Here is a 24,505-nt window from a genome sequence, read left to right as displayed (position 1 = left end):
CGGCAGCGGCGGAGGGCGGGGTCGCGGGGCGGTCGGCCAGCAGGCGCCAAGCCACCGCGCCGCCCATGGCCAGCAGCGCCAGCACCACCAGCGGCCAGACCCAGCCACGGCGGCGCGGTGGCACGGAGGCCCCGGAGGAGGCGGTGACGTGAGGAGCGGGGTGGTCGAGCATGAACGCGATGGGGCCTTCCTGCCGTGCCGGCGGAAGGGCCGGCGGCCGTTCCTATATGATGCTATTGACCAAATGGTCAACAAGGCCGCATAGATGAACCTGGCGGACCCGATGACCGATACCGAACCCGAAGACACCTCACCCCGCGCTGCCCGCCTGCCATCGGCCGAGCGGCATGCGCAGATCCTGGACGCGGCCATGGAGGAGTTCGCCGGCCGCGGCTTCGCCGGCGCCCGCATGGCGGCCGTAGCCACCCGCGCCGGAGTGACGAAGGGCTTGCTGTACCATTACTTCCCAGGCGGCAAGACCGACCTGTTCGAAGCCGTTGTCACCGCCTGCGTGGAACCTGTGCTGACCGAGGCGCGGCAGGTGGCCGGCAGCTTCAAGGGCTCGGCCCGGGCCTTGCTGCAGGCGCTGATCGAACTGGGCTATGCACGCCTGGAAGCGGCGCCGCCGCGCGAGCAGGTGCTGATGAAGCTGCTGCTGACGGAGGCCGACCGCTTTCCGGAACTCGCCCGGTTCTACCGCGACCGGGTGCTGCAACCGGCACTGCGGCTGACCGACAGCGTGCTGGAGGCGGGGGTCGAGAGTGGGGAATTCCGGGTCGAGGCGGTGCGCCAGCCGGGACTGGCGCATGTGCTGCTGGCGCCGATCCTCATGGGCTCCATCTGGCGCATGATGCTGGAGGCGCGCGATGCCCCCGACCTGCCGGCAATGCGGGAGGCGCATCTCCACCTCGCCTTGCGCGCGCTGGAATGCTGAGGGCGCGCGGCGCGGTGCCGCCCGTCTCAGCCGCCGCCGCCGCCCGCACGGTCAGGTCGGGCGCTGGGATTGACTTCCCGCGTCTCCAGCGAAGGTGCCTCGGTGGTGGTGCCCTCGGGGCCGGTCTTCAGCCCCTGCTGCGGCTCCGGGCGGGAGGCGGTGTTGCCGGCATTGCCACCAGGCCGGGTAACGCCGGAACTGCTGTTGGGCGTGCCGCTGGACGGGTTGGGCACGGTGGCGGTGGGCGGCTGGGTGATGAAGCGGTTCGGCTCGCCCTGAGCCAGGATAGGACCGGCCAGCACCAGCAGACCGCCCGCGGTTGCCATAGACAGCAAGAACTGCCGCATGATGAATTCCTTCAGGTCAGGCGCCGATGGCGCGCTCTTGCTGGAAGAACAGCAAGATGGCCCGGGTGGTTTCTCTTGTCAGGAAAGGCTTCAAGACGCGCGGCGAGGCAGGGGCCCGCGGCAGGAGGAAGAGGAGTGACGGAGTCAGGCCGTGAGATGACGGTTTTGTAAGATCCTGTGGCTTGCTTGCGAGGAATGCAGCAGTTTGCCGTAACAGGATATTGATTTTCGTATTACGAAACAGGATTGAAGCGCAGCACAGCGCTGCCTTCATCATTACTGCCATGCCTCCGGTCGTGAACCGTCGCATGGATCTGTATGGCCGGGACCTGACAAATGACTTTCGCCGCAGTGGTCGCCAGTCCTGAACCCAAAGCTATCTTCGCCCATGGAGAAGGCGAGATGGTTGACCTGATCCGCGACTTCGACTGGTCGGCCACGCCGCTGGGGCCGATCGAGGACTGGTCCGGCACGCTCAGGTCCACTGTCAGCTTCATGATCCAGGCGCCGCTGCCGCTGGCGCTGCTCTGGGGCGAGCAGGGCATCCTGATCTACAACGAAGCCTATGCCCGCTTCGCGGCCGACCGGCACCCGGGCATCCTGGGCCGCCCTGTCGCCGAGGCCTGGCCCGAGGCGGCGGCCTTCATCGGTGAGGTTCTGCGCCGCTGCCGGGACGGCGGCCACCTGTCCTATGCCGAGCAGCCCTTCATGCTGAAGCGCGGGGGCACCGTGGAGCAGATCTGGCTGGACCTGCATTTCAGCCCGGTGCGCAACCGGCGGAACGAGGTGGTGGGCATCCTGGAGGTCTTGCTCGACACCACGGAGCGGCTGCAGTTGGAGCGCCAGCGGCAATCGGCCGACCGCGCGCTGCGCGACAGCGAGGCGCAGCTCCAGGCCCTGACGGCGGCGCTGCCGCAGCTGATCTGGACCGCCGATGCGACCGGCCGTTACGACTACTTCAACGAGCGCTGGCGCGAGTTCACCGGCCTGCAGGCGGAGACGACGGATGTCGCCGCCTGGCTGGGCGTGGTGCATCCCGAAGACCGGGAGGTGGCGGACCTGAGCTGGCGCCATGCGGTGGAGACCGGCCAGGGCTACCAGACCGAGTACCGGCTCCGGCGCGCCGATGGCACCTGGCGCTGGTTCCTCCGCCGCGCCCTGCCGGTGCGGGACGAGGTGACGGGCGAGGTGATCCGCTGGCTCGGCACCTGCACCGATATCGAGCATACGGTGCGCGCGCGAGACATGCTGCGGCAGAGCGCCATCGACCTGGAAGCGCGGGTGCGGGAGCGCACGCGGGAGCTGGAGGCGGAGCAGCGGGAACGCCAGCGCGCCGAGACCCAGTTGCGGCAGGCGCAGAAGATGGAGGCGCTGGGCAACCTGACCGGTGGCGTGGCGCATGACTTCAACAACCTGCTGCAGGTCATCCATGGCAACCTGGAGCTGCTGGCGCGCGACCTTTCCGGGCAGCCGGAAGCGGCGCGGCGGGTGGAGCATGCGCTGGGTGCCGTGGACCGCGGCGCCCGCTTGGCCGCGCAGCTGCTGGCCTTCGCGCGGCGCCAGCCCTTGCAGCCCCGCGTGGTGAACATCGCCCGCTTTCTGCACGGGCTGGACGACATGCTCAGCCGCAGCCTGGGCGAGCAGGTCGAGATCGAAACCATGATCGCCTCCGGCCTCTGGAACACGCTGGTGGACCCGGGGCAGGTCGAGAACGCGCTGCTGAACCTGGCCATCAATGCCCGCGATGCGATGGAAGGCCATGGCCGCCTGACCATCGAGGCCAGCAACGTGACGCTGGATGCCGCCTATGCCCGGATGCACCCGGAGGCCGAACCCGGTGAATACGTGATGCTGGCCGTCACCGACACCGGCTCCGGCATGTCGGCCGAGGTGATGGAGAAGGTCTTCGAGCCTTTCTTCACCACCAAGCCGGAAGGGAAGGGGACGGGCCTCGGGCTCTCCATGGTCTATGGCTTCGTGCGTCAGTCCGGCGGCCATGTGCGGATCGAGAGCGAGCCGGGCCACGGCACCACCATCCGCCTCTACCTGCCGCGTTGCGAGAGGGCGGAGGAGCGGGACGACCGGCGGGGCGGCGGTCCCGCGCTGGGCGGCAAGGAAACCGTGCTGGTGGTGGAGGATGACCTGGCGGTGCGGGAGGTGGTGGTCGATACCCTGACCAGCCTCGGCTATACCGTGCTGCGCGCCCGCGATGCCGAGGGCGCCATGGCCATCATCGAGAGCGGCATGACGGTGGACCTGCTCTTCACCGATGTGGTCATGCCCGGCCCCATGCGCAGCACCGAGCTGGTGGAGCGCGCCAGGAGCATGCAGCCGCGCATGGCAGTGCTCTTCACCTCGGGCTACGCGGAAAACACCATCGTGCATGGCGGCCGCGTGGATGCCGGGGTGGAGTTGCTGACCAAGCCCTATTCGCAGAAGGCGCTGGCGCGGAAGCTGCGCCACGTGCTGGCCAACCAAGCGCAGCGCAATGCCGCGCTGCCTCCCGCCGCCCCGCCAGCCCTTGCCGCGCCGGCGATGCGCTCCGTGCTGCTGGTGGAGGATGACCCGCTGATCCGCGAAGGCACGCGCGACCTGCTGGCCAAGGCCGGGCACCGCGTGCGCATGGCGGCCGATGCCCAGGGAGCACTGGCGTTGCTGGAGCGGGAGCCCTGCGACGTGCTGATCACCGATATCGGCCTGCCCGGCATGACGGGCGCGGAGTTGGCGGCGCGGGTCCATGCCATGGTGCCGGACATCGCGCTGGTCTTCGCCTCCGGCTACCACCATGCGCCGGATCTGCCGGAGGCCCTGGCGCGGCGCGCGGTTATGCTGCACAAGCCCTATGACAGCGCGCAGTTGTTGAATTGCCTGGAGCGGGCGGTGCTCCTCAGCGGCGGCTGAGGCGCCGGACCCTTTGACCTGGCCGCCCGTTCAGTGCAGGAATGGGCGAGGTCATGACGGGCGGCAACCGCTGCCCGGGGATCGTCTTTTTTGCCGGGGCTACGGATCTTGGAATATCTCGCAAGGCTGGAAAGTGGGATCCAGGGCCTCGATACGCTGCTGCAGGGCGGCTTGGTGGCGGGTGCGTCCTATATCGTCCAGGGGCGCCCAGGCTCGGGCAAGACCATCTTCGCCAACCAGATCGCCTTCCACCATGCCCGGAACGGCGGCCGCGTGCTCTTTGCGACGCTGCTCTCCGAATCGCACGAGCGGCTGTTCCAGTTCCTGTCCACGCTCAGCTTCTTCGACCGGCAGCGGGTTGGTGACGAGATCCAGTTCGTCAGCGCCTTCGACACGCTGGAGAGCGAGGGGCTGGAAGAGGTGGTGAAGCTGCTGCGGCGTGAGATCACGCGGCAGAAGGCGACGGTGCTGGTGGTGGATGGCGTGCTGAATGCCCGCTCCCGCGCCGAGCATACGATCGATACCAAGAAGTTCATCGCGGAGCTGCAGGGCCACGCCGCCTTCGCCGGCTGCACCACGCTGTTCCTGACCAGCGCCCGGCTGGATGATTCCAGCCCCGAGCACACCATGGTCGACGGCGTGATCGAGCTGGGGGAGGAACTGCTCGCCAACCGCGCGATCCGGCGGTTGCACCTGCGCAAGACGCGCGGCAGCGGCGCCGTGCCGGGCCTGCATGAGTTCCAGATCACCTCCCAGGGCGTCGTGGTTTATCCGCGGCTGGAGGCGGTGCTGGGCGGCCGGGGCAGTGCCGACGACCCGGTTGAGGAAGCCGTCCCAAGTGGTGTGCCGGACCTGGACGCCATGACTGGCGGCGGGCTGCAGCGCAGATCCGCCACGCTGGTGACCGGCGCTTCCGGCACCGGCAAGACCAGCCTGGGGCTGAGCTTCCTGTCCTGCTGCACGCCGGAGGAACCAGGCCTGATCTTCGGCTTCTACGAAACCGAGGGGCGCATGGTGCGAAAGGCCGATGCCCTCGGCCTGGGGCTGCGCGAGCAGATACGAAGCGGTGCGGTGCGGCTGATCTGGCAGCCCACGACCGAGCAGTTCATGGACATGCTCGCCTACCGGTTGCTGGATGCGGTGCGCGAGGGCGGCTACCGCCGCGTGTTCATCGACAGCCTCGGCGCCATCGCGCGCGCTTCCGCTGAGCCGGCGCGTCAGCTCGAGTTCTTCACGGCGCTGATCAACGAACTACGCGCCATGGGAGTTACGGTGATGGCGACGTGGGAGATCCGGAATGTCTTCGACAGCAGCGCCTATATGCCGGCGATGGAACTGTCCAGCCTCTTCGACAATATCCTGATGATGCGGTTTGCCGAGGTCGGCGACACGCTCCGGCGCATCTTGATGATCCTCAAGATCAGGGACAGCGCCTTCGATGCTTCTTTCCGGGAGCTTCTGATAACGCAGGATGGCATCCGTCTGGCCAAGGCTTTCGAAGACGTGCCGCAAACGGTCAGCATTGGCGGCACGGCGACCAGATCAGGAAATTGATCGCGGCAGCGTTTGGGGGCAGGCCGGCAGATGACGACGATCCTTGTGGTCGATGATGAGTTCCTGATTGCCGACGTGCTCGCCTTCGCGCTGGAAGACGAAGGGTATATGGTTGTGCGTGCCAGCAACGGACGGAAGGGCCTGGATGTCTTCCAGCGCGACCGGCCGGCGCTGGTCATCACGGATTTCATGATGCCGGTGATGAATGGTCTGGAATTCGCGCGTGCCATCCGGGAGCGGACGGATGGCCTTTCCCTGCCCATCATCCTGATGAGTGGCGCGCAGGCCGAGATCGCCCGCCGGAACGGCGACCTTTTCGCTGCCGTCTTCGACAAGCCCTTCCGTGTCACGGAGATCGTGCAGGCTGTTGTGGATCTGGTGGGACGGCCCGAGTAGGGGCGGCCGGATGCCGGCGCCATGGCGGGTGAGCCAGCCGGGGATGTGATCCCTGGCATGGCGCGGCGACGCGCCACGCTGGCCGCCTCAGCCGGCGGCCGAGTCTTCCACCACTAGAGAGGGGTGGTCCATCTCGTCCTTCCACATCGCGATCATGCTCGCGGCTTAAGCGGAGAGCGCGCGGCAAGCGCCACCTGCATTTGATGGCGTAGCTGTCGCGCTACCAAGAGGAAACCGTCAGGCCGCATCCGCGCGCAGGAGGCCCACCTGGCGCAGCACATCCGCCACGGCCTGGGCTACACGCTCGATATCGGCGTCCCCATGGCGCGGGGTGGGGGTGAAGCGCAGCCGCTCCGTGCCGCGCGGCACGGTGGGGTAGTTGATGGGCGTGACATAGAGGCCGTGCTGCTCCAGCAGCAGCCGGCTGACCTCACGGCACAAGGCGGCATCACCCACCGGAACCGGCACGATATGGCTGACGGAGGGCATGGGCTCCACGCCCACCGCCCGGAAGGCCGCCTTCAGCCGTGCCGCGCGCTCGGCATGGCGGGCGCGCAGGTCCGTGGCGCCCTTCACATGCCGCACGCTGGCCAGCGCCGCCGCTGCCAGCGCTGGCGGCAGGGAGGTGGTGAAGATGAAGCCCGCGGCGGCGGAGCGGAGATAGTCGATCACCTCCGCCGTGCCGGCGACATAGCCGCCATGGCAGCCGAAGGCCTTGGCCAGGGTGCCCTGGATGATGTCGATCTGGTCCGAGACGCCATCCCGCTCAGCCACGCCCGCGCCGGTCGCGCCATACATGCCGACGGCATGCACCTCGTCCAGGTAGCTCAGCGCGCCGTATTTGCGACAGACCGCCGCCAGCTCCGCCAGGGGGCCGATGTCGCCATCCATGGAATAGACGGATTCGAAGGCCACGAGCTTGTTCACGCCCGGGTCGGTGGCAGCCAGCAGCTCTTCCAGATGCGCCACGTCATTGTGGCGGAAGATGCTCCTGGAGCGGGCATTCTTCATGCCGGCGATCATGGAGTTGTGGTTCTTCTCGTCCGAGAAGACGTGCCAGTTGCCGCCCATGCTGGCCAGGATGGTGCCCAGGGCCGCCTGGTTGGCGACATAGCCGGAGGTGAAGACCAGCGCCGCTTCCTTGCCGTGCAGCGAGGCCAGCTCCCGCTCCAGTGCCTCATGCGCCGGGGTATTGCCGGAGATGTTGCGCGTGCCGCCGGAGCCCACGCCATGCGCCTCGATGGCCTGCATCGCCGCCTCGGCCAGCACATCGGAGCCACCAAGGCCCAGGTAGTCGTTGGAAGACCAGACGGTGATCTCCCGGCCCCGCGCGTCGGTGTAGCGGGGGAAGTCGCGGCGGGACTTGGTGAGGGCGGCGAAGCTGCGATAGCGGCCTTCCGCCTTCATGCGGTCCAGCTCGTCTCGGCAGTGTTGCTGGAACGGGTGCAAGGCGGGCCTCCGGCATTTGCTAACGAATCGCCGGTAGATAGGCACCTGGACCAGCCCTGTCATCCCGCAACTGGCTTAACGGCGCGGCAGATGCGGGGCTGCCACCTCTTCAGGGCAGGTCTGGGCTGCTTGCGAACAGAAGCGGCGGCCTTTAATTAGCAAGCTAACATTTAGCTTCCTACAGGAACTGGCATTGCGTGTGCGTGAACCCTTTGGGGCCGAGTTGCGGCGCGTCTTCTTCCGCTGGCGCAGCTGCTTCGATGCTGAATTGCGTGCTTCCGGCCAGACGCTGGCCCGTGCGCGCGTGCTGGCCCTGCTGGCCCAGGAACAGGAGGGGCTGCCGCAGCGGGAGCTGGCCTCGCAGCTCTCCATCGAGAACCCGACCCTGGTCCGCCTGCTCGATGGCTTGGAGCGCCAGGGCCTTGTTGCCCGCATCCCGGTTGCCGATGACCGCCGGGCCAAACGCGTGGCGCTGACCAGTGAGGCCGCCCCGGTTGCGGCAGAGGTCACAGGCATCTCCAGCCGGTTGCGCGACCGTGTGCTTCAGGGCGTGGACGAGGCGGACCTGGCCACCGCGCTGCGGGTCCTGCGGGCCATCAGCGCCAACCTGGATGCCGTGGCGGGGGAGGGAGGACAATGAGCGACACCGCCCCTCCCGCTCCGCCAGCGCCGCCGCCGGCCGGCTTCCTGCGGACCTTCGGCTACTTTCTGGCCTCGATGCTCTTCGGCCTGACCTCCGGGCTCAGCAACAACCTCGTGGCGGTGAATACCCAGGCGGCGCAGGCACAGTTCGCCGCCACCACGAATGAGGCGCTGTGGCTGATGGCGGCCTATAGCGCCACCAGTGCCACGGCCACGCTGCTGCTGTGGAAATTCCGCACGCAGTATGGCATCCGCATTTTTGCCAAGCTGGGGCTCGGGTTTTTCGCGCTGGTCTCGCTGGCGCATCTCTTCACCGATGACCTCAATCAGGCGGTGGTGCTGCGCGCGGTGGCTGGCTTCGCCACAGCGCCGCTGAGTACCCTGGCCTTCCTTTATGTTCTGGAACCCCTGCCTCCGGCCAAGCGGCTGACAATGGGCGTCTGCTTCGGGCTGATGGGCAGCCAGGTCGCGACGCCCCTGGCGCGTGCCATATCGCCCCACCTCCTGCAACTGGGGCTCTGGCACGGGCTGAACGTGGTGGAGATGGGGTTGGCGCTGATGAGCTTCGCGGTGGTGCATCTGGTGCCCATCACCCCGCCTCCGCGCGCCAGGGTTTTCGACCGCGTGGACATCATCAGCCTGCCATTGCTGGCGCTGGGCTGCGGGATGGTCTCGGTGGCGCTGACGCTGGGCCGTTACTACTGGTGGACCGAAGTGCCCTGGCTGGGGCTGACCCTGGCCGGCGGCGTCGCGGCTCTGGTCTTGTTGCTGGCCATTGAGCTGAACCGCTCGCAGCCGCTGCTGCATATGCGCTTCCTTTCTTCCGGCGCCATGATCGGCTTCGGCGGCTCCATGCTGATCCTGCGCTTCATCCTGGCGGAGCAGGCAACCGGCGTCGTCAGCTTCTTCCAGAACCTCGGCTTTCTGAACGACCAGCTGACCGGGCTGTTCTGGGTCATCACGGCGGCGACGCTGGCCGGTTATCTGCTTGTGGCCTTCATCAACGAACCGCAGAAGGCAGAAGGCATCCATCTGGTCGCACTCTTGCTGATCGCCGTGGGCGCCTGGATGGACAGCCAGTCCACCAGCCTGACGCGGCCGCATGACATGTATCTCTCGCAGGCCATGGTGGCCTTCGGCGGCGCGATCTTCCTGCCCGCTGCCATGTCCTGGAGCTTCGCGCATCTGGTCCGCACCGGGCTGAACTTCATCTCCAGCTATCTCGCGGTCTTCCTGGCTTCGCAGACCTTCGGTGGCCTGCTGGGCTCGGCCGGGCTGGGCACGCTGCTGGTCTACCGGGAGAAGTTCCATTCCAGCCATGTGGTGCAGTCCTTGACGCTGCAGAACCCCATGGTGGCGCAGCGCGTGCAGCAATACAGCGGCGCCTATGCCGGCACGCTGGGAGACCCGGCGCTGCGCGGAGCCGAGGGAACGGTGATGCTCGCGCAGGTCGCCAGCAGGGAATCCTATGTGCTTGCCTACAACGATGTCTTTTTCGCCGTCGCGGTGGCCACCGCCGCCACCGCCGTGATCTTGCTCTGCCACATGACCTACAAGCGGCTGCGCAGCCGCCAGCCATTGGCCGCCTGACCCGGCCGACACAGGACCACCATGCCTTTGCCCTCCTTCCTCAAATCAGGCGCCACCATTCCCGTGCTGGCTCTTGGCGCTGCCGGTGTGCTGCTGGTGCTCTATGCCTGGCGCCTGCCGCCCTTCACCACCACGGAGCAGGTGACGGACAATGCCTATGTGCGCGGCCCCATCACCACCATCAGCCCGCAGGTGGCCGGATACATCACCGAGATCTCGGTGCAGGACTACATGGATGTGCAGGCAGGCGCCGTATTGGTGAAGATCGATGACCGCATCTACCGGCAGCGATTGGAGCAGGCGCGCGCCAACCTTGCCACCGCGCAGGCCAATCTCGCCAATCTCGCGGTGACGCGGGAGACGCGGGAGGCCAGCATCGCCGTATCGCGCGCGCAGGTGCAGAATGCCGAGGCCGTCCTGGCCAAGGCAGAGGCGGATTACGAGCGCATCTCGCCGCTGGTGGCCTCCAACATCCAGTCGCGCGCCACGCTGGTCACGACCGAGGCGGCGCTGCGCCAGGCGCGGGCGGCGCTGGCACAGGCGCGTGCCTCCGTCACGGTGGCTGAGCAGAACCTGGCGGAGACGCTGGCCACCCGCCCGGTGCTGGAAGCCTCAGTGCACAGCGCTGAAGCCGCGGTGCGGCTGGCTGAGATCGACCTGCAGAATACCGAGATCCACGCCCCCGAGGACGGGCGGCTGGGCGAGGTCGGCGCCCGGGTTGGCCAATATGTCCAGGCTGGCACACAGCTCACGGCGCTGGTGCCGCCGCGCCGTTGGGTTGTGGCCAATTACAAGGAAACGCAGGTGGCTGGCATGAAGGTTGGCCAGCCTGTTCGCCTTGCCGTGGATGCCCTGGACGGTGCGGAGCTGACGGGGAGGATCGAACGCTTCTCCCCCGCGACAGGCTCCGAGTTCAGTGTCATCCGCGCGGACAATGCCACAGGCAACTTCACGAAGGTGGCGCAGCGCATGCCGGTGCGGATCGCGGTGGACGAGAACCAGCCGCTGGCGCAGAGGCTGCGCCCAGGCCTGTCCGTGGTGGTGCGGATCGACACGGCTGCCGAGCCGGCCAACTGACCACGGCGCCGGCCGCTGCTGGCGCCCTTGCGGCAGGGCCGGCGCATTGTGCCAGCCGAGGATGCGCCGCAGGGCTGGCTGTCTGGCCGTGAAGCTCCCTGCGGAACATCGCGTGGCACTTCGCCGCGCCGGTCGCCATCAGGACCACCAACTGTTTGTAAGGCGCCCATGACATTTGCCGGCACCGGGGTGGCTGGACGCCGGCGCGGCGCACTTCTCGATCCTGAGGCGATGGCACGGGAGCGGCGGGCGCCGCCCCCGGCCGGGCGGCTCACACGGTGCAGGCTTCGCCAACCGCCAGCACGCGCACGCGCCCGGCCTGGTCGCCCATCTCCCGCAAGAAAGGCTCGGGCGACTGCACCAGGGGCGGGAAGGTGCCGTAGTGGCAGGGCAGCACCGTCTTGGCCTCGGGCAGGAAGCGGCGCATGGCCAGGGCGGCGCTGCGCGGGCCCATGGTGAAGCGGTCGCCGATCGGCACCATCACCACCTCGGGCCGGTAGAGTTCCGCGATCAGCGCCATGTCCGAGAAGATGTCGGTGTCGCCGGTGTGGTAGACCACCGGCTCGCCCGATGCCTTGGGGCTGATCACCACGCCATTGGGCAGGCCCAGGTTGTGCAGCACGCCATTCTCATCGAGTTCCGAGGAGGAATGGAAGGCGGTGGTGAGCGAGACGGTGAATTCGCCCTGGTCGGTGGTGCCGCCGGTATTCATGGGGTCGGTGGCCGCGACACCCTTGGCGCCGAGAAACTGGCACAGCTCGAAGGTGGCCACCAGTTTGGCGCCCGTGCGCTGTGCGATGGCGACGGTGTCGCCCACATGGTCCCCATGGCCATGGGTCAGCACGATGTGGGTGGCGCCGGCGGTGACGGCTTGCGCATCGCCCTTGAAGCTGCCGTTGCCGGTCAGGAAAGGGTCGATCAGCACCACAGCGCTGCCGAAGTCCAGCCGATAAGCGGAGTGACCGAACCAGGTGATCTTCATGCTTGTCTCCTCGCCGAGTCGTGTTCGCGGCGGCTGTAATGCCAAATCGGGCCTATGGCTACGGGTGTTGGGCAGGCATCGGGTCAGAAGGGCGTGTATGCGCCGATGAGATCGAGATGCGCGGGCGGCGGCACCCGGGATGCTACGAGGCCCAGGAAGTTCGTGCCTTCCCTTTCGGTTGCATGTGCCAGCACGCGCACCTCCCGTACCTCGGGGCGGGTTTCGAAGCCCGAGCGCATCGCCGCCACCACGGCGCCGGCATCCGCCGTGCGCAGGCTTTGGAAGCGCAACAGTAGCAGGCACGCCAGGCATTGCCCTGCTTGGTTCCCAGAATAGGTCGGCTCCCCCGCCAAGCGCCATCCTCTTCCTGCGGCATCCCATGCGATGACCTGGACGGGGAAGCCCAGAGCCCGCGCCGCGAAAGGTGCAGGCTGTGGGCAGGGCAGAAGATGCGCGGCTTCGTTATCGATTTCCATCTGCTACAGTTTCCGCTGCCGCAGTAGGCGTGGCGGGTTCAGATCACCAAGGAAATAAGGGAAACGGAATGTCCGACGATCAAGCGCTCTTCGACAAAGGCCTGCCTATCCGCCGTGAGGTTCTTGGCGCCGATTATGTCGATTCCTCCATGGCCAAGGCCGATGATTTCATGATGGCCTTCCAGCGCGCCACCACGGCCTGGGCCTGGGGCTGGGCCTGGGGCGATCCAACGCTGGACCGGCAGACGCGTTCCATGCTGAACCTCGCGATGCTGACGGCGCTTGGCCGCACGCCGGAGATCAAGCTGCATGTGAAGGGCGCACTGCACAACGGCCTGACGGTGGAGCAGATCAGGGCGGTGCTGCTGCATGCCACGGCCTATTGCGGCATCCCCGCCGGCCTGGATGCTTTCAAGGCGGCGCATGAGGTGCTGGTGGCGGAGGGTGCCTTGCCAAAGAAGCAGGGAGGGGCAGTGGAATGAGCGCCTCCGCTCCTGACGCACCGGTTCGCCGCATCGGCTTCATCGGCATCGGGAATATGGGCTGGCCCATGGCGGCACGGCTGCATGCGGCGGGCTTCGAACTCACCGTCTGCGATGCGGTGCCAGGCCGCGCGGCGCGCTTCGCTAGCGAGATCGGCGGCATCGCCGCCGATCATGGCGTGGCGGCGGCACGGGGCGCCGATGCGGTGATCACCATCCTGCCGACCAGCAAGCAGGTGGCTGAGGTGGTGGCGGAGATCCGCGAGGTGCTGGCGCCGGACACGCTCTTCATTGAGATGAGCTCCGGCGCGCCCGGCGTCACCCGGCGGCTGGCGGAGGAACTGGCGGGGAAGGGCGTCACGCTGGTGGATGCGCCGGTCTCCGGCGGCGTGCCGCGCGCCAGGACGGGTGAACTGGCGATCATGGCGGGGGGCGAGGCGGCGGCGCTGGACCGGGCAGAGCCCGTGCTGCGCGCCATGAGCACCAGCATCCACCGCTGCGGCGGCGTCGGCGCGGGCCAGGCGATGAAGGCGCTGAACAACCTGGCCAGTGCCGGCGGTTTCCTGATCGGCATCGAGGCGCTGCTGATCGGCCAGCGCTTCGGGCTGGACCCGGCGCTGATGGTGGATGTGCTGAATGCCTCCACCGGCATGAACAACAGCACCCAGAAGAAGTTCAAGCAGTTCGTGCTGTCCCGCCGCTTCGATTCAGGCTTCGGCCTGGACCTCATGGTCAAGGACCTGACCATCGCGCTGGAGGTGGGGCGGGAAGGCGGCACCCCGACGCCCTTTGCCGCGCTCTGCCGTGAAATGGCGGCCAGCGCCGGCGCCATGCTGGGGCCGGGCGAGGACCACACGGCCTTCGCCCGCTTCTCCGAGCAACTCGCCGGGGAAGCACTGGGGATGCGGCATCATGCTGCCGGCACCCCGGCCCAGGGTAATCAGGGCGCTTAGGGAGACTTGTCCGGCGCGGCGTCGCCGCCATCGGGCTTGGTGGCGGCGCCCTGGGCCAGCCGCGCGAGGCAGCCATACCAGTCGCGGCCGGAGACGCCGGCATCCGGCACGCTCAGGGCCGGGGCGGAGACGCCGGAACCACTGGCCCTCACTGTCCCGCCGCCTAGCAGGTCCCGGATTCGCGCTTCCCCGGCCTCGTTGAGCGGGGTGGAGGCCGAGGCCACGCGGCTGCCGTTGGTGCGGCCAGGAAGCTGCCAGTTGCCGCCATCGCCCCGGAAGTCGATCCGAACCGGCCGGTTGACGGGCAGGCCGCGGCCCGGGGCGGTGAGCGAGAAGCTGGCCTTCTCAGCCGGCCCGGCCGATACGGCCAGTGTCATCTGCCGGTGCGCGACCCGGGCACTGCAACGGTCGCCCAGCACACTGAAGGACCAGGCGCCCTCCACCTCGCTGGGCACCGGCGGGGCAGGCCGCGCGGGCGCGCGGGAGACCGGGCGTGATGGGGGCGGTTCCGACTGGCAGGCAGCGAGGCCGAGGGCGAGCAGCAGCAGGAGGGGAGAGGCAATCCGGGTCATGGTGCGTTATCCCCTACCACCAAGTGCCGCCAAGGGCTTGCCGTATAGCGCTGGGCGGCACGCGAGACGGTCAGGATACGCCAGGCATAGCGGCCGGGGCGGCTCAGGCGCACGGCCTGCTGGTCCGCCGCCTCCGCATAGGCCGCGAAAACCGCGCGGCTGCCGCCGCCATCCCCCAGCGGCACGACCTCGACAAAACAACAGCCCGGCTGCGCTTCCGCCGCGCGCCAGGACAGCACGACGCCGCGCTGCGCCGCTTCCAGCGCCAGCGTGGCGCCATTCGCCGGCTCGGCCAGCTCCGCGGCCTGTGGGCCCGGTGCCTCTGTTTCCTCGGCAACCGGGGGTGGGGCGCCGGTGCTCGCATCGGTGGCGGAAAGCTCCACCTCGATGGCTCCGGGGCGCGGCATGGCGCCTTCGATGGCGCCGAGCCGGGGTGCCGCCTGGCTGAGGCGGGCGCCGGCCAGTTCCTGCACCCGCTCCGCCGCCGCCCGGTCCTCCCGGAAGAAGTAGCTGAGGCCGGAGGCCGCGATGGGGCGGGAGAGCGGGAAGGGTGCGCCGGCGGAAAGTCCCGCCCGCTCCAGCTCCCCGCTCAGTGCCGCCGCGCGATCCGCCGCGCCCGCGCCGCTGCGTGGGTAGGTGATGACCACCCGCACCATGGCGCCCGAAGGCAGGCCGGCGGTGGGTTCGGCCGGTGCTTCCGTCACGGTGGGCGCCGGGGTGGCCTCCTGGATTGGCGCGGCAGGGTTCTCGGCGGCGCCCGGCTGTGCCGTGGAGGCCACCGTTACCGCCGGGGAGGCCGAGGCGCTTTCCGGATTCCGCGCCTTCTGCGCCATCACCCAGGCCAGGCCGCCGCCAGCCACCAGCACCGCCGCGACAAGAAGCGCACGGCCCTTCGCCGCGGGCTTTGCGGCTGTGGCGGCGGGCGCGGCCAGTGGAACCGGAGGAGGGGGAGGAGGAGGAGCCGGCTGGGGCGCCACCGGCTCCACCGGGGCGGGGGCCGCTTCCTCGTCAGGTGGCGCCGCCACGGCGGTTCCAGGTGCGGGTTCCGCCGGAGGGCTGTCCCCGAAAGGCGCCACATCGTCGCGCAGCGCGGCGGCCTCGCGCACATGCTCAGGCGTCACCTGAGGGGAGGCCATCATATCGGCCATCAGGAAGCTGGTGCCCAGCAGCAGGTTCAGCAGGCTCGGCAGGCCCTCCGTCGCCTCCGCCAGGGCGGCGACGGTGCCATCCGCGAGGCGCGACTTGTCCAGCCCCGTGGCGTCGAGCCGCGCATGGACATAGGCCGGCACATCCTCCGCCCGCAGCGGGCCAAGCTGCACGACACGATGCGGCAGGGCCTCCAGCCGCGCGGCGAAGGCGGGCAGGCCAACGAGCAGGGTGAAGCCCTCCTGGCGCCGCGCCAGTTGCTCCAGCGTGGCATCGTCCATCCGGCTGGCCTCGTCCACCAGCAGCGTGCGCGGCGCCGTTTCCAGCTCCACCCATTCGCCGCTCCCGAGCCGCAGCACCTGGGGGTCGAGGGTGCGGAGGCTTTCCTCGATCTCGCGCAGCAACCGGCTTTTGCCGACACCGGGCGGGCCGATGAGCAGGAGCAGGGGCTCACCAGCCCCGAAGGCGCCGAGGATGTCGCGCCGCGCCTCCATCCAGGCGTGATGCGGCACGGCGGTCGCGTTGCCGACGAATTGGGACATGGAGATGGACCCAGCTACCATCCCGCCCTATGTGGCCGAAGGCCGGGCCCGCCGCAATGGCCAGGGCCTGGATTACTGCCCCCGCCGCCAGTCCGCCGGGCTTCGTGACAGCCGATTCCCTCAGGCGAAGCGGGCGGCGAGATTTTCCCATCGCCTCCTGGCGGCCGCTGCGCGGCCTCGCTAGCGGCGCCTCAGCGACGCCGCCGCCGAGAGGATGACCGACATGCAGGGCCAGGTGTCCGGCAGGCGGTGGCAGAAGGCATGCACCGCCCGTGGCGGGTCCGGCAGGAAGCCAGAGCCGCTGACAAAGACAACGCCGGAGGTACCAAGGGAGGCAAACGCATCGCCGCGCGAGATGCAGCCGACGCCCACCGCACTGGCGGCATTGTTCCCCGCGCCGCACGCCACCGGAACGCTGGCCGGATCTTCTACAACTCGCTGGGCCATCATGCTGTTGAGTTCGGGGTGCCGGAGATGGCCACCATCGTCCGGTGCGGCATGCTCCCGGCGGCGCGCGGCTGACACCGGGCCCTGGCCATGATGCACCCGGTGCAGATGCGGCTGTTCTGCCCGCGAGAATGCCGCTACTTCCTGCCTTGAAGCGGCGCCGCTTGCCGGCGGGCTTCCAAGCAGCACAGGAGGAAGCCGGTATGAAAACCTTCGCGCGCCGCACGGTGCTGACTGCGGCCGGATTGTCGTTCACCGCGCCAGCCGCCCTGCGGGCGCAGCGTGCCTGGCCTGATGGCCCGATCCGCATCGTCGTGCCATTTCCGCCTGGCGGCAGTGCCGATCTGCTCTGCCGCCTGTTGCAGAACCCCTTGTCCCAGTCCCTTGGCGTGCCGGTCGTGATCGAGAACCGGCCAGGCGCCAGCGGCGCCATGGGCACCGCCACCGTGGCCCGCGCGGCACCGGATGGGCAGACCTTCGTGGTGGTCTTCGACACGCATGTCGTGAACCCGCTGCTGATCAAGCCCTTGGGCTATGAGGAGAAGGACCTGAAGCCGGTTTGCCTGCTGGCCTCGGCGCCCATGCTGGTAACCACGCCGGTGAAGCGCCCCTGGACCAGGATGGAAGAGGTGATCGCCCAGGCGAAGAAACAGCCGGATACCGTCACCTATGGCACCATCGGCGTCGGCAGCCTGGCGCACCTGACCATGGAGCGGCTGCAGGATGCGGTGGGCTGCAAGATGGTGCACGTGCCCTATCGTGGCGGCGGGCCGATGAGCGCCGCGGCCTCAGCCGGCGAGATCGACCTGGCGGTGGCCAGCGTCGTGGGGCTGGGGGGGCAGGTGGGCACCACTCTGCGGGCCCTGGCGCAGACCGGTGAGAAACGCTCGCCCCTGCGTCCCGACATCCCGACATTGATCGAGAGCGGCGTGCCGGGCGTGGCGGCCAAGGCCTTCTGGGGCATCCTCGGCCCGGCGGGCGTGCCGGAGCCGGTGATGCAGCGCATGGAAGAAGCCCTGCGGCAGGCTTTGCAGTTACCGGCCGTGCGGAAGCCGCTCGAGGATCAGGGGGTGGATGTCGTGGGCTCCACCGGCGAGGAATTCGCCTCCTTCCTGGAGCAGCAGGAAGCGATCTCCAGCCGGGTGGTGCGGGAGAAGAACATCTCCATGAGTTCCGACTGAGGCAGTGCGGCCCGGCTCCACAGCAGGCGCGGAGCCGGGCAGGGTGTCTCAGAAGTTCACGTCATGGGCGCCCTTGAGTGCCAGCATCTCGCGCGCCTCATCCGGCCGGGCGACCTCGAGGCCCAGGCCCTCGACGATCTTGCAAGCAAGACGCACCTGCTCCGCGTTTGTTTCCGCCAGCCGCCCGGCGCCGGCCCAGAGGCTGTCTTCCAGGCCCACGCGGATATGCCCGCCCATGGCCGCCGCCATGGCCGCGATAGGCAGCTGGTTGCGCCCGGCGCCCAGCACGGACCAGCGGTAATTATCGCCGAAGAGCCGGTCGGCGGTGCGCTTCATGTGCATCACCTCGTCCGGATGCGCACCGATACCGCCGCGCAGGCCGAAGACCGTCTGGATGAAGAGCGGCCCCTTCACGATGCCCTGGTCGAAGAAATACTTCAGGTTGTGCAGGTGGGCGGTGTCGTAGCACTCGAACTCGAAGCGCGTGCCATTGGCGGCGCAGGTGGTCAGGATATACTCGATATCCGCGAAGCTGTTGCGGAAGATGATGCCCTTTTCGGAGAGGTAATCCTTCTCCCACTGGTGCTGGAATTCCTTGAAGCGGTCCAGCATGCCGAAGAGGCCGAAGTTCATGCTGCCCATGTTCAGGCTGGCGACTTCCGGCTTGTAGGTGGCGGCCGGGCGCACGCGCTCCTCGATCGTCATGGTGGGCGCGCCGCCGGTGGTCAGGTTCACCACGCAGTCGGAACGCTGCTTGATCACCTTCAGGAAGGGCGCGAAGGCTTCGGGGGATTGGTCCGGCTGCCCGTTCTGCGGGTTGCGCGCATGCAGGTGGACGATGGCCGCGCCGGCCTCCGCCGCGCCCACGGCGGCATCGGCGATCTGCTCCGCCGTGATCGGCAGGTAGGGCGACATGCTGGGCGTGTGAATCGCACCCGTCACGGCGCAGGTGATGATGACCTTCCGCTTCGCGGCCATGGATCAGTCCTCGTTCTCTTGCTGTTTATGGGCGCGTAGGGCGGCCAGACGGCGGTCGCGCCAGCGCATCTTGGTGGCCGGGTCGGCGGCCGGTTGCCATTGCGCCAGGATGGCCGCCGTCGCTGCCTCGCCATAGACGCTGGGCGGGGCTGGCTCGGCGGCCAGGCGCTTGTAGAAGCCGGTGTAGCGCGCGCAGTAATCGGGGATGCCACCGGGCGCATTCAGCTCGATGGTCTCGAAAGGCCCCATAAAGGACCAGCGCAGGCCGAGCCCGTCCTTCACCGTATGGTCCAGGTCCTGCGGCGTGACATAGCCTTCCGACACCAGCCGGAAGGCCTCCGCCAGCAGCGCGCCCTGAAGGCGGTTGAGGATGAAGCCTTCCACTTCCTTCAGCACCGCGATGGGCACCTGACCGATGGCGGCATAGATGGCGCGGGCACGCGCGATGGTTTCCGGCGCCGTCCATTCCGCGCCGGAGAGTTCCACCAGAGGGATCAGATGCGGCGGATTGACCGGATGCCCGATCAGGCACCGCGCCCGCCCCGACAATGCCTCGGTGAAGAGGGAGCAGCGGATGGCGGAGGAGGAGGAAGCCAGGATCGCTTCCGGCGGCGCAGCGGCGTCGAGCGCTGCGAAGAGCGCCTGTTTCACCTCCAGGGCTTCCGGGCCGTTCTCCTGCACGAAGCTGGCTTCCGCCACGGCTTCTTCCAGGCTCGCCGCCGCCGTGATGCGGATGGCGGCCTCCGCCGGTGCAGGGCAGAGCCCGGCCTCGGCCAGATCCTGAAGCCCGGTGGCGCAGAGGCCGACGGCACCCGCCGCCACGCCTTCCACCGGGTCCCATAGCCGCACCTGCCAGCCGGCGCGGGCAAAGATCATCGCCCAGGCACGGCCAATCAGGCCCGTGCCGATGATGGCAACCGTTTCCGTCAAAGCCAAAGCACCTTTCGCCGCAGTTCCTGGTCCTCGCGCAGCAGGCGGCTCGCGCCCGTCCACTGCACCGTGCCGCGCTCCAGCGCCACCGTGCGGTCGGAGAGCGCGAGGGCGAGGTCGAGATGATGGTCAACGATGATGATCGAGACTTCCTGGCGCAGCTGGTCGAAGGTTTCGAACAGCTCCTCTGTCACGGCGGGGGAGAGGCCCTCGAAAGGTTCGTCCAGCAACAGCAGGCGGGTGTCGCCGGACAGGGCGCGGGCCACCGCGACCATCTGCTGCTCGCCGCCGGAAAGGCGGTCGGCGGCTACGTTCCACCGCTCCCGCAGCCGGGGGAAGAATTGGAGGATGCGTTCTTCCTCCCAGTGCATCCCGGCGCCGGTGATGCGCTTGAGCCGCCCCAGTCCCAGGTTCTCCGCCACCGTCATGCCGGCGAAGAGTGCACGCCCCTGCGGCACGTAGCCGATGCCGCTGCGCGCGATGCGGTCCGTGCTGAGCCCGGCGAGTTGCTGCCCGGCGAGCGTGATGCTGCCAGAAGCCGGGCGCGGCGTGCCCATCAAGGTCTTGAGCAACGTGGACTTGCCGGCACCGTTGCGGCCGAGCAGGGCGACAATCTCGCCCCGGTCCACCTTGAGCGACACGTCGTTCAGGATATGCGACTTGCCGTAGAAGGTATTGACCTTCTCCATCGCCAGCAGCGGCTCGCCTGTGGCGGCGCTGGGGCGCGGCTTGGCGGCGATGGCCTCAGAGCCGGAGCCGAGATAGACGGCCTGCACCTTCTCATCGTGCCGCGCCTCGTCCACGGAGCCATCCACCAGCACCTCGCCATCCGCCATCACCGTCACGCGGTCGGCCATGCGGAAGACGCGGTCGATGTCATGCTCCACCAGCAGCACCGGGATATCGGCGGAGAGCGTCTTGATCAGGTCGCCCACCCGCTGCCGCTCGGCGGCGGCGAGGCCGGCCAGGGGTTCGTCCAGCAGCAGGATGCGCGGGCGCGTCGCCAGCGCCAACCCCATGTCCAGCAACCGCTGGCCGCCATAGGAGAGGCTGCCGGCCTCCGCCTGTTCCACCCCGGCCATGCCGGTCCAGCGCAGCAGCTCGGCGGTATCGGCACGTAGATCCTGGATGCGCCGGGCATCGCGGAAGAGGCTGAAGCGGGCCGGGTGCCGGGCCTGGACGGCCAGGCGGATATTCTCCTCCACCGAAAGGCCAGCGAAGAGATTGGTGATCTGGAAGGAGCGGCCGAGCCCGGCCTGGGTAATGGCATGCGGTTCCATGCCGTCCACCCGCTGGCCATCCAGCATCACCCGCCCGCTGTTGAGCGGGAACATGCCGGAGAGCAGGTTGAAGGCCGTGGTCTTGCCCGCGCCATTGGGGCCGATCAGCGCATGCAGCCGGCGGTCCTCCACGGCGAAGGAGACATCGCGCACGGCACGGACGGCGCCGAAGCTCTTGACCATGCCCTCGGCCGCCAGCACGGGGCCATTGCTGCTGCCCTCGCGGATGAAGCGCTGAGGGATGCGGCCGCTGCTGCCGGCCTGGCGCGCGGCCATGGCGGCGGCTTCCTCCGGAGGCTTGGGACGGAAGGGCGCCAGCACGCGCTTCGCCACGCCCACCAGCCCATCCGGCGAGAAGATGATGAAGCCGACGAAGAGCAGGCCGAAAACCAGCAACCAGTTGGCTGTGTAGGTGGAGAGCAGCTCCCGGAACATGATGTAGAAGAGGGCGCCCAGGGCCGGCCCGAGGAAGGAGCGCATGCCGCCGATCACCACCATCGCCAGCAATTCGCCGGAGAAGGCGATGCCGATCGGGTCGGCGGAGGCGAAGCGGTGGTTGAAGACGCTCAGCACGCCCGCGAAGCCGGTGATGCTGGCGGAGATGGTGAAGGCCAGCAGCTTATAGCGGTTGGTGTGGTAGCCCAGGAAGCCGGCGCGCTGCTCATTCTCCCGGATGGCGACGAGCACGCTGCCGGCAGGGGAATTGTGGAAGCGCCATAGCCCCAGCAGCACCACGAAGGCCAAAGCGGCCACAACGGCGTAGTAGAGGTTGGCATTGTCCAGCACCGCCCAGCGGCGGACATTGCCCAGCCCGTTCTCGCCACCCGTCAGCTCCGTCCAGCGGAAGGCGATGGCGAAGAGCATGGCGGTGAAGGCCAGCGTCAGCAGCGAGAAATACACACCGCGCCGCCGCAGGATCAGCGCCCCCGCGAGGGCGGAAAACACCGCCACGATGACCACAGCGCCGATGGCCGGCAGCAGCATGTCATTGGGCAGGAAGTGGCGCTGGAGCAGCGCCGCCGCATAGGCGCCGATGCCGAACCAGGCGCCATGGCCGAAGGAGACCAGCCCGGTCCAGCCGACGAGGATGTTCAGCCCCATCACGGCCAGGGCGAAGACCACCACATCGGTGGCCGTGGTCATGGTCAGGCCGACCAGGTCCATCAGGAAGGGCAGCGCCACCAGGCAGGCGAGCACCACCAGCAGGGGGCGGATCTCGCGCAGCATGGAAGGCCGGGGCACCGGGGTCATCGGCGAATCCTCCGCGGGACCGGGGGGACGGGGGGCGTGGTGCATGGGCGTCACTCGAACCTCTGGATACGCTCGCCGAGCAGCCCGCGCGGGCGCAGCAGCAGCACCAGGACCATCAGCAGGTAGACGGCGGCTTCCGTGGCGGGCGGGAAGGCATAGGCGGCGAGGCCGCGCACCACGCCCACCACCACGGCGGCCAGCACCACGCCCCAGAAGGAGCCCAGCCCGCCAATCACGACAACCACGAAGGCAAAGGTGAGGATCTCGGCGCCCATGGCCGGATGCACGCCGGTGACGGGCGCCATCATGGTGCCGGCCAGGGCGGCGAGGCCGACCGCGATCATCACCACCGCCGTCATGTAGGGCTTCAGGGAGATGCCGAGCGCCGCGACCATGTCCGGGTTCTGGACACCCGCGCGCACCACGCGCCCGAAGGCGGTGCGGCGCAGCAGAACCCAGAGCGCGGCGACACAGAGCACGGCCACCGCCAGGATGATCAGCCGGTACTGGGAATAGATGAAGTCACCCAGGAAGATCTGCCCGCGCAACCAGAGCGGGATGGAGAAAGGCACAGGCGCGGCGCCAAAGATCATGCGCAGCGTCTGTTCCGCCACCATGGCCAGGCCGAAGGTCAGCAGCAGGCTGAGGATCGGGTCGCCACGATAGAAGCGGCGGAGCAGGAAGCGCTCCACCAGCAGCCCCAGCATCGCCACCAGCACGGGAGAAGCGATCAGCGCGCCGCCGAAGCCGATGTAGGGCGAGACCGCGACGGTGATATAGGCGCCGATGGCATAGAAGGCGCCATGCGCCAGATTGACCACGCCGCCGAGGCTGAAGATCAGCGACAGGCCCAGCGCGATCAGCAGGTAATAGGCGCCGATGAGCAGGCCATTCAGAACCTGCTCCAGAATAAAGACGAGTTCCACGATGCATGCTCCCGCATCCGGCGCGCCCGCCCCAGGGAAAGGGCGGGCGCAAGGGCTGGCTCGGCGAGGGGCCTCAGCCCGCTGGCATCACGCCGGGAAGGTGCAGCTATTCTCTTCCGGCGTGGAGGCCACGGCTTCCAGGGATTCCTCCGCGGCGGGAATGGCGGCGGAGGAGGAGAAGATGTCCCACTCGTTCTTCACCTGCGAGGCCGGCAGCGCGGTGATGGCATAAAGCTCCATCATCAGCTGATGGTCGCGGGCGCGGAAATAGCCTTCGCGGGACTTGGAGATGTCGAACTTCGCACCCTTCTCCAGATGCTCCACCACCTTGGTGGCATCGGTGCTCTTCAGCTCGTTCATCGACTGCGCGATGACCTTGACGGCCGTGTAGTCGCTCCAGGCCTGGTTCTCCGGCGGGCGCTTCCAGCGGGCGCGATAGGCATCGGCGAACTTCTTCGCCGAGGGAGTCTGGACCAGATGGTGCCAGACCGTCGGCCAGGTGCCGAGGAAGTTGCCGGGACCCGCGCCCCAGGCCAGCGCGGTGTCGAAGCCGAAGCCGGCCACAGGGAAGCGCAGGCCGAATTCGCTGTACTGCTTCAGGAAGTTCGTGACCTGCGCGCCGGCGAGATTGCCGATCACCACATCCGGCCGTGCCTGCCGGATCTTCAGCAGGAAGGGCGAGAAGTCGGTGAGTTCGGTGGGCACCAGGTCCTCGCCCGCCGGCGTGCCGCCATTGGCGCCGAGATAGGCCTTGGCGACGCGCGCGAGGTCGTGGCCAAAGGCATAGTCGGCGTTCAGCGCGTAGTATTTCTTGCCCTTCACCAGACCCTGGTCGAGCATGGCGCGACCGGCGGTCTTCACCATCATCGAGTTCTGGCTCTCGGTATGGAACATGTAGCGACGGCAGTCGGAGCCGCGCAGCGCATCCGAATTGGCGCCGGTATTGATGAAGAGCACCTTCTCCCGCTGCACCACCTGGCCGATGGCCAGTGCCGAGGCGGAATTGATCTCGCCGACGATGCAGGCGACCTTTTCGCGCTGGATATAGCGCTCTGCCTTGGCCGAGGCCGTCTGCGGATTGACGCTGTCCTCGAACAGGATTTCCAGCTTGCGCCCGGCGATGCCGCCGGCGGCGTTCACCTCCTCCATCGCCAGTGTGGCGGCCTGCACCGCGAATTCGCCGAGCGGGCCGAGGAAGCCGGTGCGCGGCGTCAGGTGCCCGATGCGCAGCACATCGGACTGGCCCTGGGAGAGCGCGGGGCGGGCGAGGCTGGCAGTGCCGAGCAGGGCGGCGCCGCCGGCCATCAGGCCGCGGCGGGTCATGGGCATGGCAGGCGGCATCGAGGGTATTCCTCCCTGTTCGCGTTCGATCCGGACGTTGGGCCGCCTTGTGGCGGCTCCTTCTGAGTTTCCTGATCCAGATTCCTGCCGCGCTTCGCGCTTGCCGTAATCTGTGATCACAGCCATGC

At 68.4% G+C, this 24,505-nt stretch carries 23 protein-coding genes; 10 read left to right on the top strand and 13 right to left on the bottom strand.

Features of this window, described 5'->3' with window-relative positions:
- Nucleotides 1–283 precede the first annotated feature (283 nt).
- The gene (locus tag IBL25_RS07935; RefSeq protein WP_194433643.1) at nt 284–934 is read left to right on the top strand and encodes a TetR/AcrR family transcriptional regulator; all 651 of its coding nucleotides are present in this window, start codon (nt 284–286) and stop codon (nt 932–934) included.
- Between the two features lie 26 nt (nt 935–960).
- On the opposite strand, the gene IBL25_RS07930 is transcribed toward IBL25_RS07935, so the two are convergent.
- Complete coding sequence (locus tag IBL25_RS07930) at nt 961–1,281, bottom strand: hypothetical protein (protein WP_187778012.1); 321 nt, start codon at nt 1,279–1,281, stop codon at nt 961–963.
- Between the two features lie 16 nt (nt 1,282–1,297).
- Entirely contained in the window at nt 1,298–1,558 is a 261-nt protein-coding gene (locus IBL25_RS07925; RefSeq protein ID WP_187778011.1) for a hypothetical protein, read from the bottom strand.
- A 125-nt stretch (nt 1,559–1,683) separates the two neighbouring features.
- Here IBL25_RS07925 and IBL25_RS07920 point away from each other — a divergent pair, with 125 nt between their 5' ends.
- The 3 genes from IBL25_RS07920 (at nt 1,684) to IBL25_RS07910 (ending at nt 6,132) form a co-directional block, all read left to right on the top strand.
- Nucleotides 1,684–4,182 (top strand): response regulator, encoded by a 2,499-nt coding sequence (locus tag IBL25_RS07920; RefSeq protein ID WP_202986717.1) that lies wholly within the window; start codon nt 1,684–1,686, stop codon nt 4,180–4,182.
- A gap of 108 nt (nt 4,183–4,290) precedes the next feature.
- The gene (locus IBL25_RS07915) at nt 4,291–5,736 is read left to right on the top strand and encodes an ATPase domain-containing protein (protein WP_187778009.1); all 1,446 of its coding nucleotides are present in this window, start codon (nt 4,291–4,293) and stop codon (nt 5,734–5,736) included.
- A gap of 30 nt (nt 5,737–5,766) precedes the next feature.
- Nucleotides 5,767–6,132 carry a response regulator gene (locus IBL25_RS07910; RefSeq protein ID WP_187778008.1) on the top strand — a complete coding sequence of 122 codons (366 nt, stop codon included), beginning with the start codon at nt 5,767–5,769 and terminating at the stop codon, nt 6,130–6,132.
- Between the two features lie 237 nt (nt 6,133–6,369).
- Here the strand turns inward: IBL25_RS07910 and hemA are convergent, their stop codons facing one another.
- On the bottom strand, nt 6,370–7,581 hold the full coding sequence (gene hemA / locus IBL25_RS07905; protein ID WP_255722348.1) for a 5-aminolevulinate synthase: 1,212 nt from the start codon (nt 7,579–7,581) through the stop codon (nt 6,370–6,372).
- Between the two features lie 199 nt (nt 7,582–7,780).
- Between hemA and IBL25_RS07900 the strand changes: the two genes are divergently transcribed.
- Genes IBL25_RS07900 through IBL25_RS07890 form a run of 3 tightly spaced genes read left to right on the top strand, consistent with a single transcriptional unit; the run spans nt 7,781 to nt 10,890 of the window.
- Nucleotides 7,781–8,221: a MarR family winged helix-turn-helix transcriptional regulator gene (locus IBL25_RS07900; protein ID WP_187778006.1), complete on the top strand. Its 441-nt coding sequence runs from the start codon at nt 7,781–7,783 to the stop codon at nt 8,219–8,221.
- Complete coding sequence (locus IBL25_RS07895; protein ID WP_187778005.1) at nt 8,218–9,813, top strand: MFS transporter; 1,596 nt, start codon at nt 8,218–8,220, stop codon at nt 9,811–9,813. Before IBL25_RS07900 ends, IBL25_RS07895 begins: the two co-directional genes overlap by 4 nt.
- 21 nt (nt 9,814–9,834) lie before the next feature.
- Nucleotides 9,835–10,890, top strand: a complete 1,056-nt coding sequence (locus tag IBL25_RS07890) for an HlyD family secretion protein (RefSeq protein ID WP_187778004.1) — start codon at nt 9,835–9,837, stop codon at nt 10,888–10,890.
- Nucleotides 10,891–11,161: 271 nt separating this feature from the next.
- Here the strand turns inward: IBL25_RS07890 and IBL25_RS07885 are convergent, their stop codons facing one another.
- Both IBL25_RS07885 and IBL25_RS07880 read right to left on the bottom strand, forming a co-directional pair.
- The gene (locus tag IBL25_RS07885; RefSeq protein ID WP_187778003.1) at nt 11,162–11,872 is read right to left on the bottom strand and encodes a metal-dependent hydrolase; all 711 of its coding nucleotides are present in this window, start codon (nt 11,870–11,872) and stop codon (nt 11,162–11,164) included.
- Between the two features lie 83 nt (nt 11,873–11,955).
- Nucleotides 11,956–12,162, bottom strand: a complete 207-nt coding sequence (locus IBL25_RS07880) for a hypothetical protein (protein ID WP_187778002.1) — start codon at nt 12,160–12,162, stop codon at nt 11,956–11,958.
- 254 nt (nt 12,163–12,416) lie between these two features.
- On the opposite strand from IBL25_RS07880, the gene IBL25_RS07875 reads away from it, so the two are divergent.
- On the top strand, nt 12,417–12,830 hold the full coding sequence (locus tag IBL25_RS07875; RefSeq protein WP_187778001.1) for a carboxymuconolactone decarboxylase family protein: 414 nt from the start codon (nt 12,417–12,419) through the stop codon (nt 12,828–12,830).
- Nucleotides 12,827–13,783 (top strand): NAD(P)-dependent oxidoreductase, encoded by a 957-nt coding sequence (locus IBL25_RS07870; RefSeq protein ID WP_187778000.1) that lies wholly within the window; start codon nt 12,827–12,829, stop codon nt 13,781–13,783. The genes IBL25_RS07875 and IBL25_RS07870 overlap by 4 nt, the downstream gene beginning before the upstream one ends.
- Here the strand turns inward: IBL25_RS07870 and IBL25_RS07865 are convergent.
- From IBL25_RS07865 to IBL25_RS07855, 3 genes are all read right to left on the bottom strand, one after another.
- Nucleotides 13,780–14,355, bottom strand: a complete 576-nt coding sequence (locus IBL25_RS07865) for a hypothetical protein (RefSeq protein WP_187777999.1) — start codon at nt 14,353–14,355, stop codon at nt 13,780–13,782. The two genes, IBL25_RS07870 and IBL25_RS07865, sit on opposite strands and share 4 nt — an antisense overlap.
- Nucleotides 14,352–16,043: a hypothetical protein gene (locus IBL25_RS07860; protein WP_187777998.1), complete on the bottom strand. Its 1,692-nt coding sequence runs from the start codon at nt 16,041–16,043 to the stop codon at nt 14,352–14,354. Before IBL25_RS07860 ends, IBL25_RS07865 begins: the two co-directional genes overlap by 4 nt.
- A 180-nt stretch (nt 16,044–16,223) precedes the next feature.
- Nucleotides 16,224–16,568 (bottom strand): hypothetical protein, encoded by a 345-nt coding sequence (locus tag IBL25_RS07855; RefSeq protein WP_187777997.1) that lies wholly within the window; start codon nt 16,566–16,568, stop codon nt 16,224–16,226.
- A 125-nt stretch (nt 16,569–16,693) separates the two neighbouring features.
- On the opposite strand from IBL25_RS07855, the gene IBL25_RS07850 reads away from it, so the two are divergent.
- Entirely contained in the window at nt 16,694–17,671 is a 978-nt protein-coding gene (locus tag IBL25_RS07850) for a Bug family tripartite tricarboxylate transporter substrate binding protein (protein WP_187777996.1), read from the top strand.
- 48 nt (nt 17,672–17,719) lie between these two features.
- Here IBL25_RS07850 and IBL25_RS07845 read toward each other — a convergent pair whose 3' ends face one another.
- The 5 genes from IBL25_RS07845 to IBL25_RS07825 form a co-directional block, all read right to left on the bottom strand.
- Nucleotides 17,720–18,649, bottom strand: coding sequence for a BKACE family enzyme (locus IBL25_RS07845; protein WP_187777995.1), 930 nt, complete (start codon nt 18,647–18,649; stop codon nt 17,720–17,722).
- 3 nt (nt 18,650–18,652) lie between these two features.
- The gene (locus tag IBL25_RS07840; RefSeq protein ID WP_187777994.1) at nt 18,653–19,579 is read right to left on the bottom strand and encodes a 3-hydroxyacyl-CoA dehydrogenase; all 927 of its coding nucleotides are present in this window, start codon (nt 19,577–19,579) and stop codon (nt 18,653–18,655) included.
- A complete protein-coding gene (locus tag IBL25_RS07835; protein ID WP_238940274.1) occupies nt 19,576–22,110 on the bottom strand; it encodes a branched-chain amino acid ABC transporter ATP-binding protein/permease in 2,535 nt (844 codons plus the stop codon). The genes IBL25_RS07840 and IBL25_RS07835 overlap by 4 nt, the downstream gene beginning before the upstream one ends.
- 50 nt (nt 22,111–22,160) lie before the next feature.
- On the bottom strand, nt 22,161–23,036 hold the full coding sequence (locus IBL25_RS07830) for a branched-chain amino acid ABC transporter permease (RefSeq protein WP_187777993.1): 876 nt from the start codon (nt 23,034–23,036) through the stop codon (nt 22,161–22,163).
- 87 nt (nt 23,037–23,123) lie between these two features.
- Nucleotides 23,124–24,377 carry an ABC transporter substrate-binding protein gene (locus IBL25_RS07825; RefSeq protein WP_187777992.1) on the bottom strand — a complete coding sequence of 418 codons (1,254 nt, stop codon included), beginning with the start codon at nt 24,375–24,377 and terminating at the stop codon, nt 23,124–23,126.
- Nucleotides 24,378–24,505: the final 128 nt, after the last annotated feature.

The sequence above is a fragment of the Pseudoroseomonas ludipueritiae genome (genome assembly GCF_014490445.1).
Classification (GTDB): Bacteria; Pseudomonadota; Alphaproteobacteria; order Acetobacterales; family Acetobacteraceae; genus Pseudoroseomonas; species Pseudoroseomonas ludipueritiae.
The sequence above is the reverse complement of the archived record's forward strand: the minus strand, read 5'-3'. Positions and strand labels throughout refer to the sequence as shown.

What these genes read in the sequence shown, in the direction of transcription:
- IBL25_RS07935 (WP_194433643.1), top strand. Translation starts at nt 284, where the DNA reads ATGACCGATACCGAACCCGAAGACACCTCACCCCGCGCTGCCCGCCTG.
- IBL25_RS07930 (WP_187778012.1), bottom strand. Translation starts at nt 1,281, where the DNA reads ATGCGGCAGTTCTTGCTGTCTATGGCAACCGCGGGCGGTCTGCTGGTG.
- IBL25_RS07925 (WP_187778011.1), bottom strand. Translation starts at nt 1,558, where the DNA reads ATGATGAAGGCAGCGCTGTGCTGCGCTTCAATCCTGTTTCGTAATACG.
- IBL25_RS07920 (WP_202986717.1), top strand. Translation starts at nt 1,684, where the DNA reads ATGGTTGACCTGATCCGCGACTTCGACTGGTCGGCCACGCCGCTGGGG.
- IBL25_RS07910 (WP_187778008.1), top strand. Translation starts at nt 5,767, where the DNA reads ATGACGACGATCCTTGTGGTCGATGATGAGTTCCTGATTGCCGACGTG.
- IBL25_RS07895 (WP_187778005.1), top strand. Translation starts at nt 8,218, where the DNA reads ATGAGCGACACCGCCCCTCCCGCTCCGCCAGCGCCGCCGCCGGCCGGC.
- IBL25_RS07890 (WP_187778004.1), top strand. Translation starts at nt 9,835, where the DNA reads ATGCCTTTGCCCTCCTTCCTCAAATCAGGCGCCACCATTCCCGTGCTG.
- IBL25_RS07885 (WP_187778003.1), bottom strand. Translation starts at nt 11,872, where the DNA reads ATGAAGATCACCTGGTTCGGTCACTCCGCTTATCGGCTGGACTTCGGC.
- IBL25_RS07875 (WP_187778001.1), top strand. Translation starts at nt 12,417, where the DNA reads ATGTCCGACGATCAAGCGCTCTTCGACAAAGGCCTGCCTATCCGCCGT.
- IBL25_RS07870 (WP_187778000.1), top strand. Translation starts at nt 12,827, where the DNA reads ATGAGCGCCTCCGCTCCTGACGCACCGGTTCGCCGCATCGGCTTCATC.
- IBL25_RS07865 (WP_187777999.1), bottom strand. Translation starts at nt 14,355, where the DNA reads ATGACCCGGATTGCCTCTCCCCTCCTGCTGCTGCTCGCCCTCGGCCTC.
- IBL25_RS07860 (WP_187777998.1), bottom strand. Translation starts at nt 16,043, where the DNA reads ATGTCCCAATTCGTCGGCAACGCGACCGCCGTGCCGCATCACGCCTGG.
- IBL25_RS07850 (WP_187777996.1), top strand. Translation starts at nt 16,694, where the DNA reads ATGAAAACCTTCGCGCGCCGCACGGTGCTGACTGCGGCCGGATTGTCG.
- IBL25_RS07845 (WP_187777995.1), bottom strand. Translation starts at nt 18,649, where the DNA reads ATGGCCGCGAAGCGGAAGGTCATCATCACCTGCGCCGTGACGGGTGCG.
- IBL25_RS07835 (WP_238940274.1), bottom strand. Translation starts at nt 22,110, where the DNA reads ATGACCCCGGTGCCCCGGCCTTCCATGCTGCGCGAGATCCGCCCCCTG.
- IBL25_RS07825 (WP_187777992.1), bottom strand. Translation starts at nt 24,377, where the DNA reads ATGCCGCCTGCCATGCCCATGACCCGCCGCGGCCTGATGGCCGGCGGC.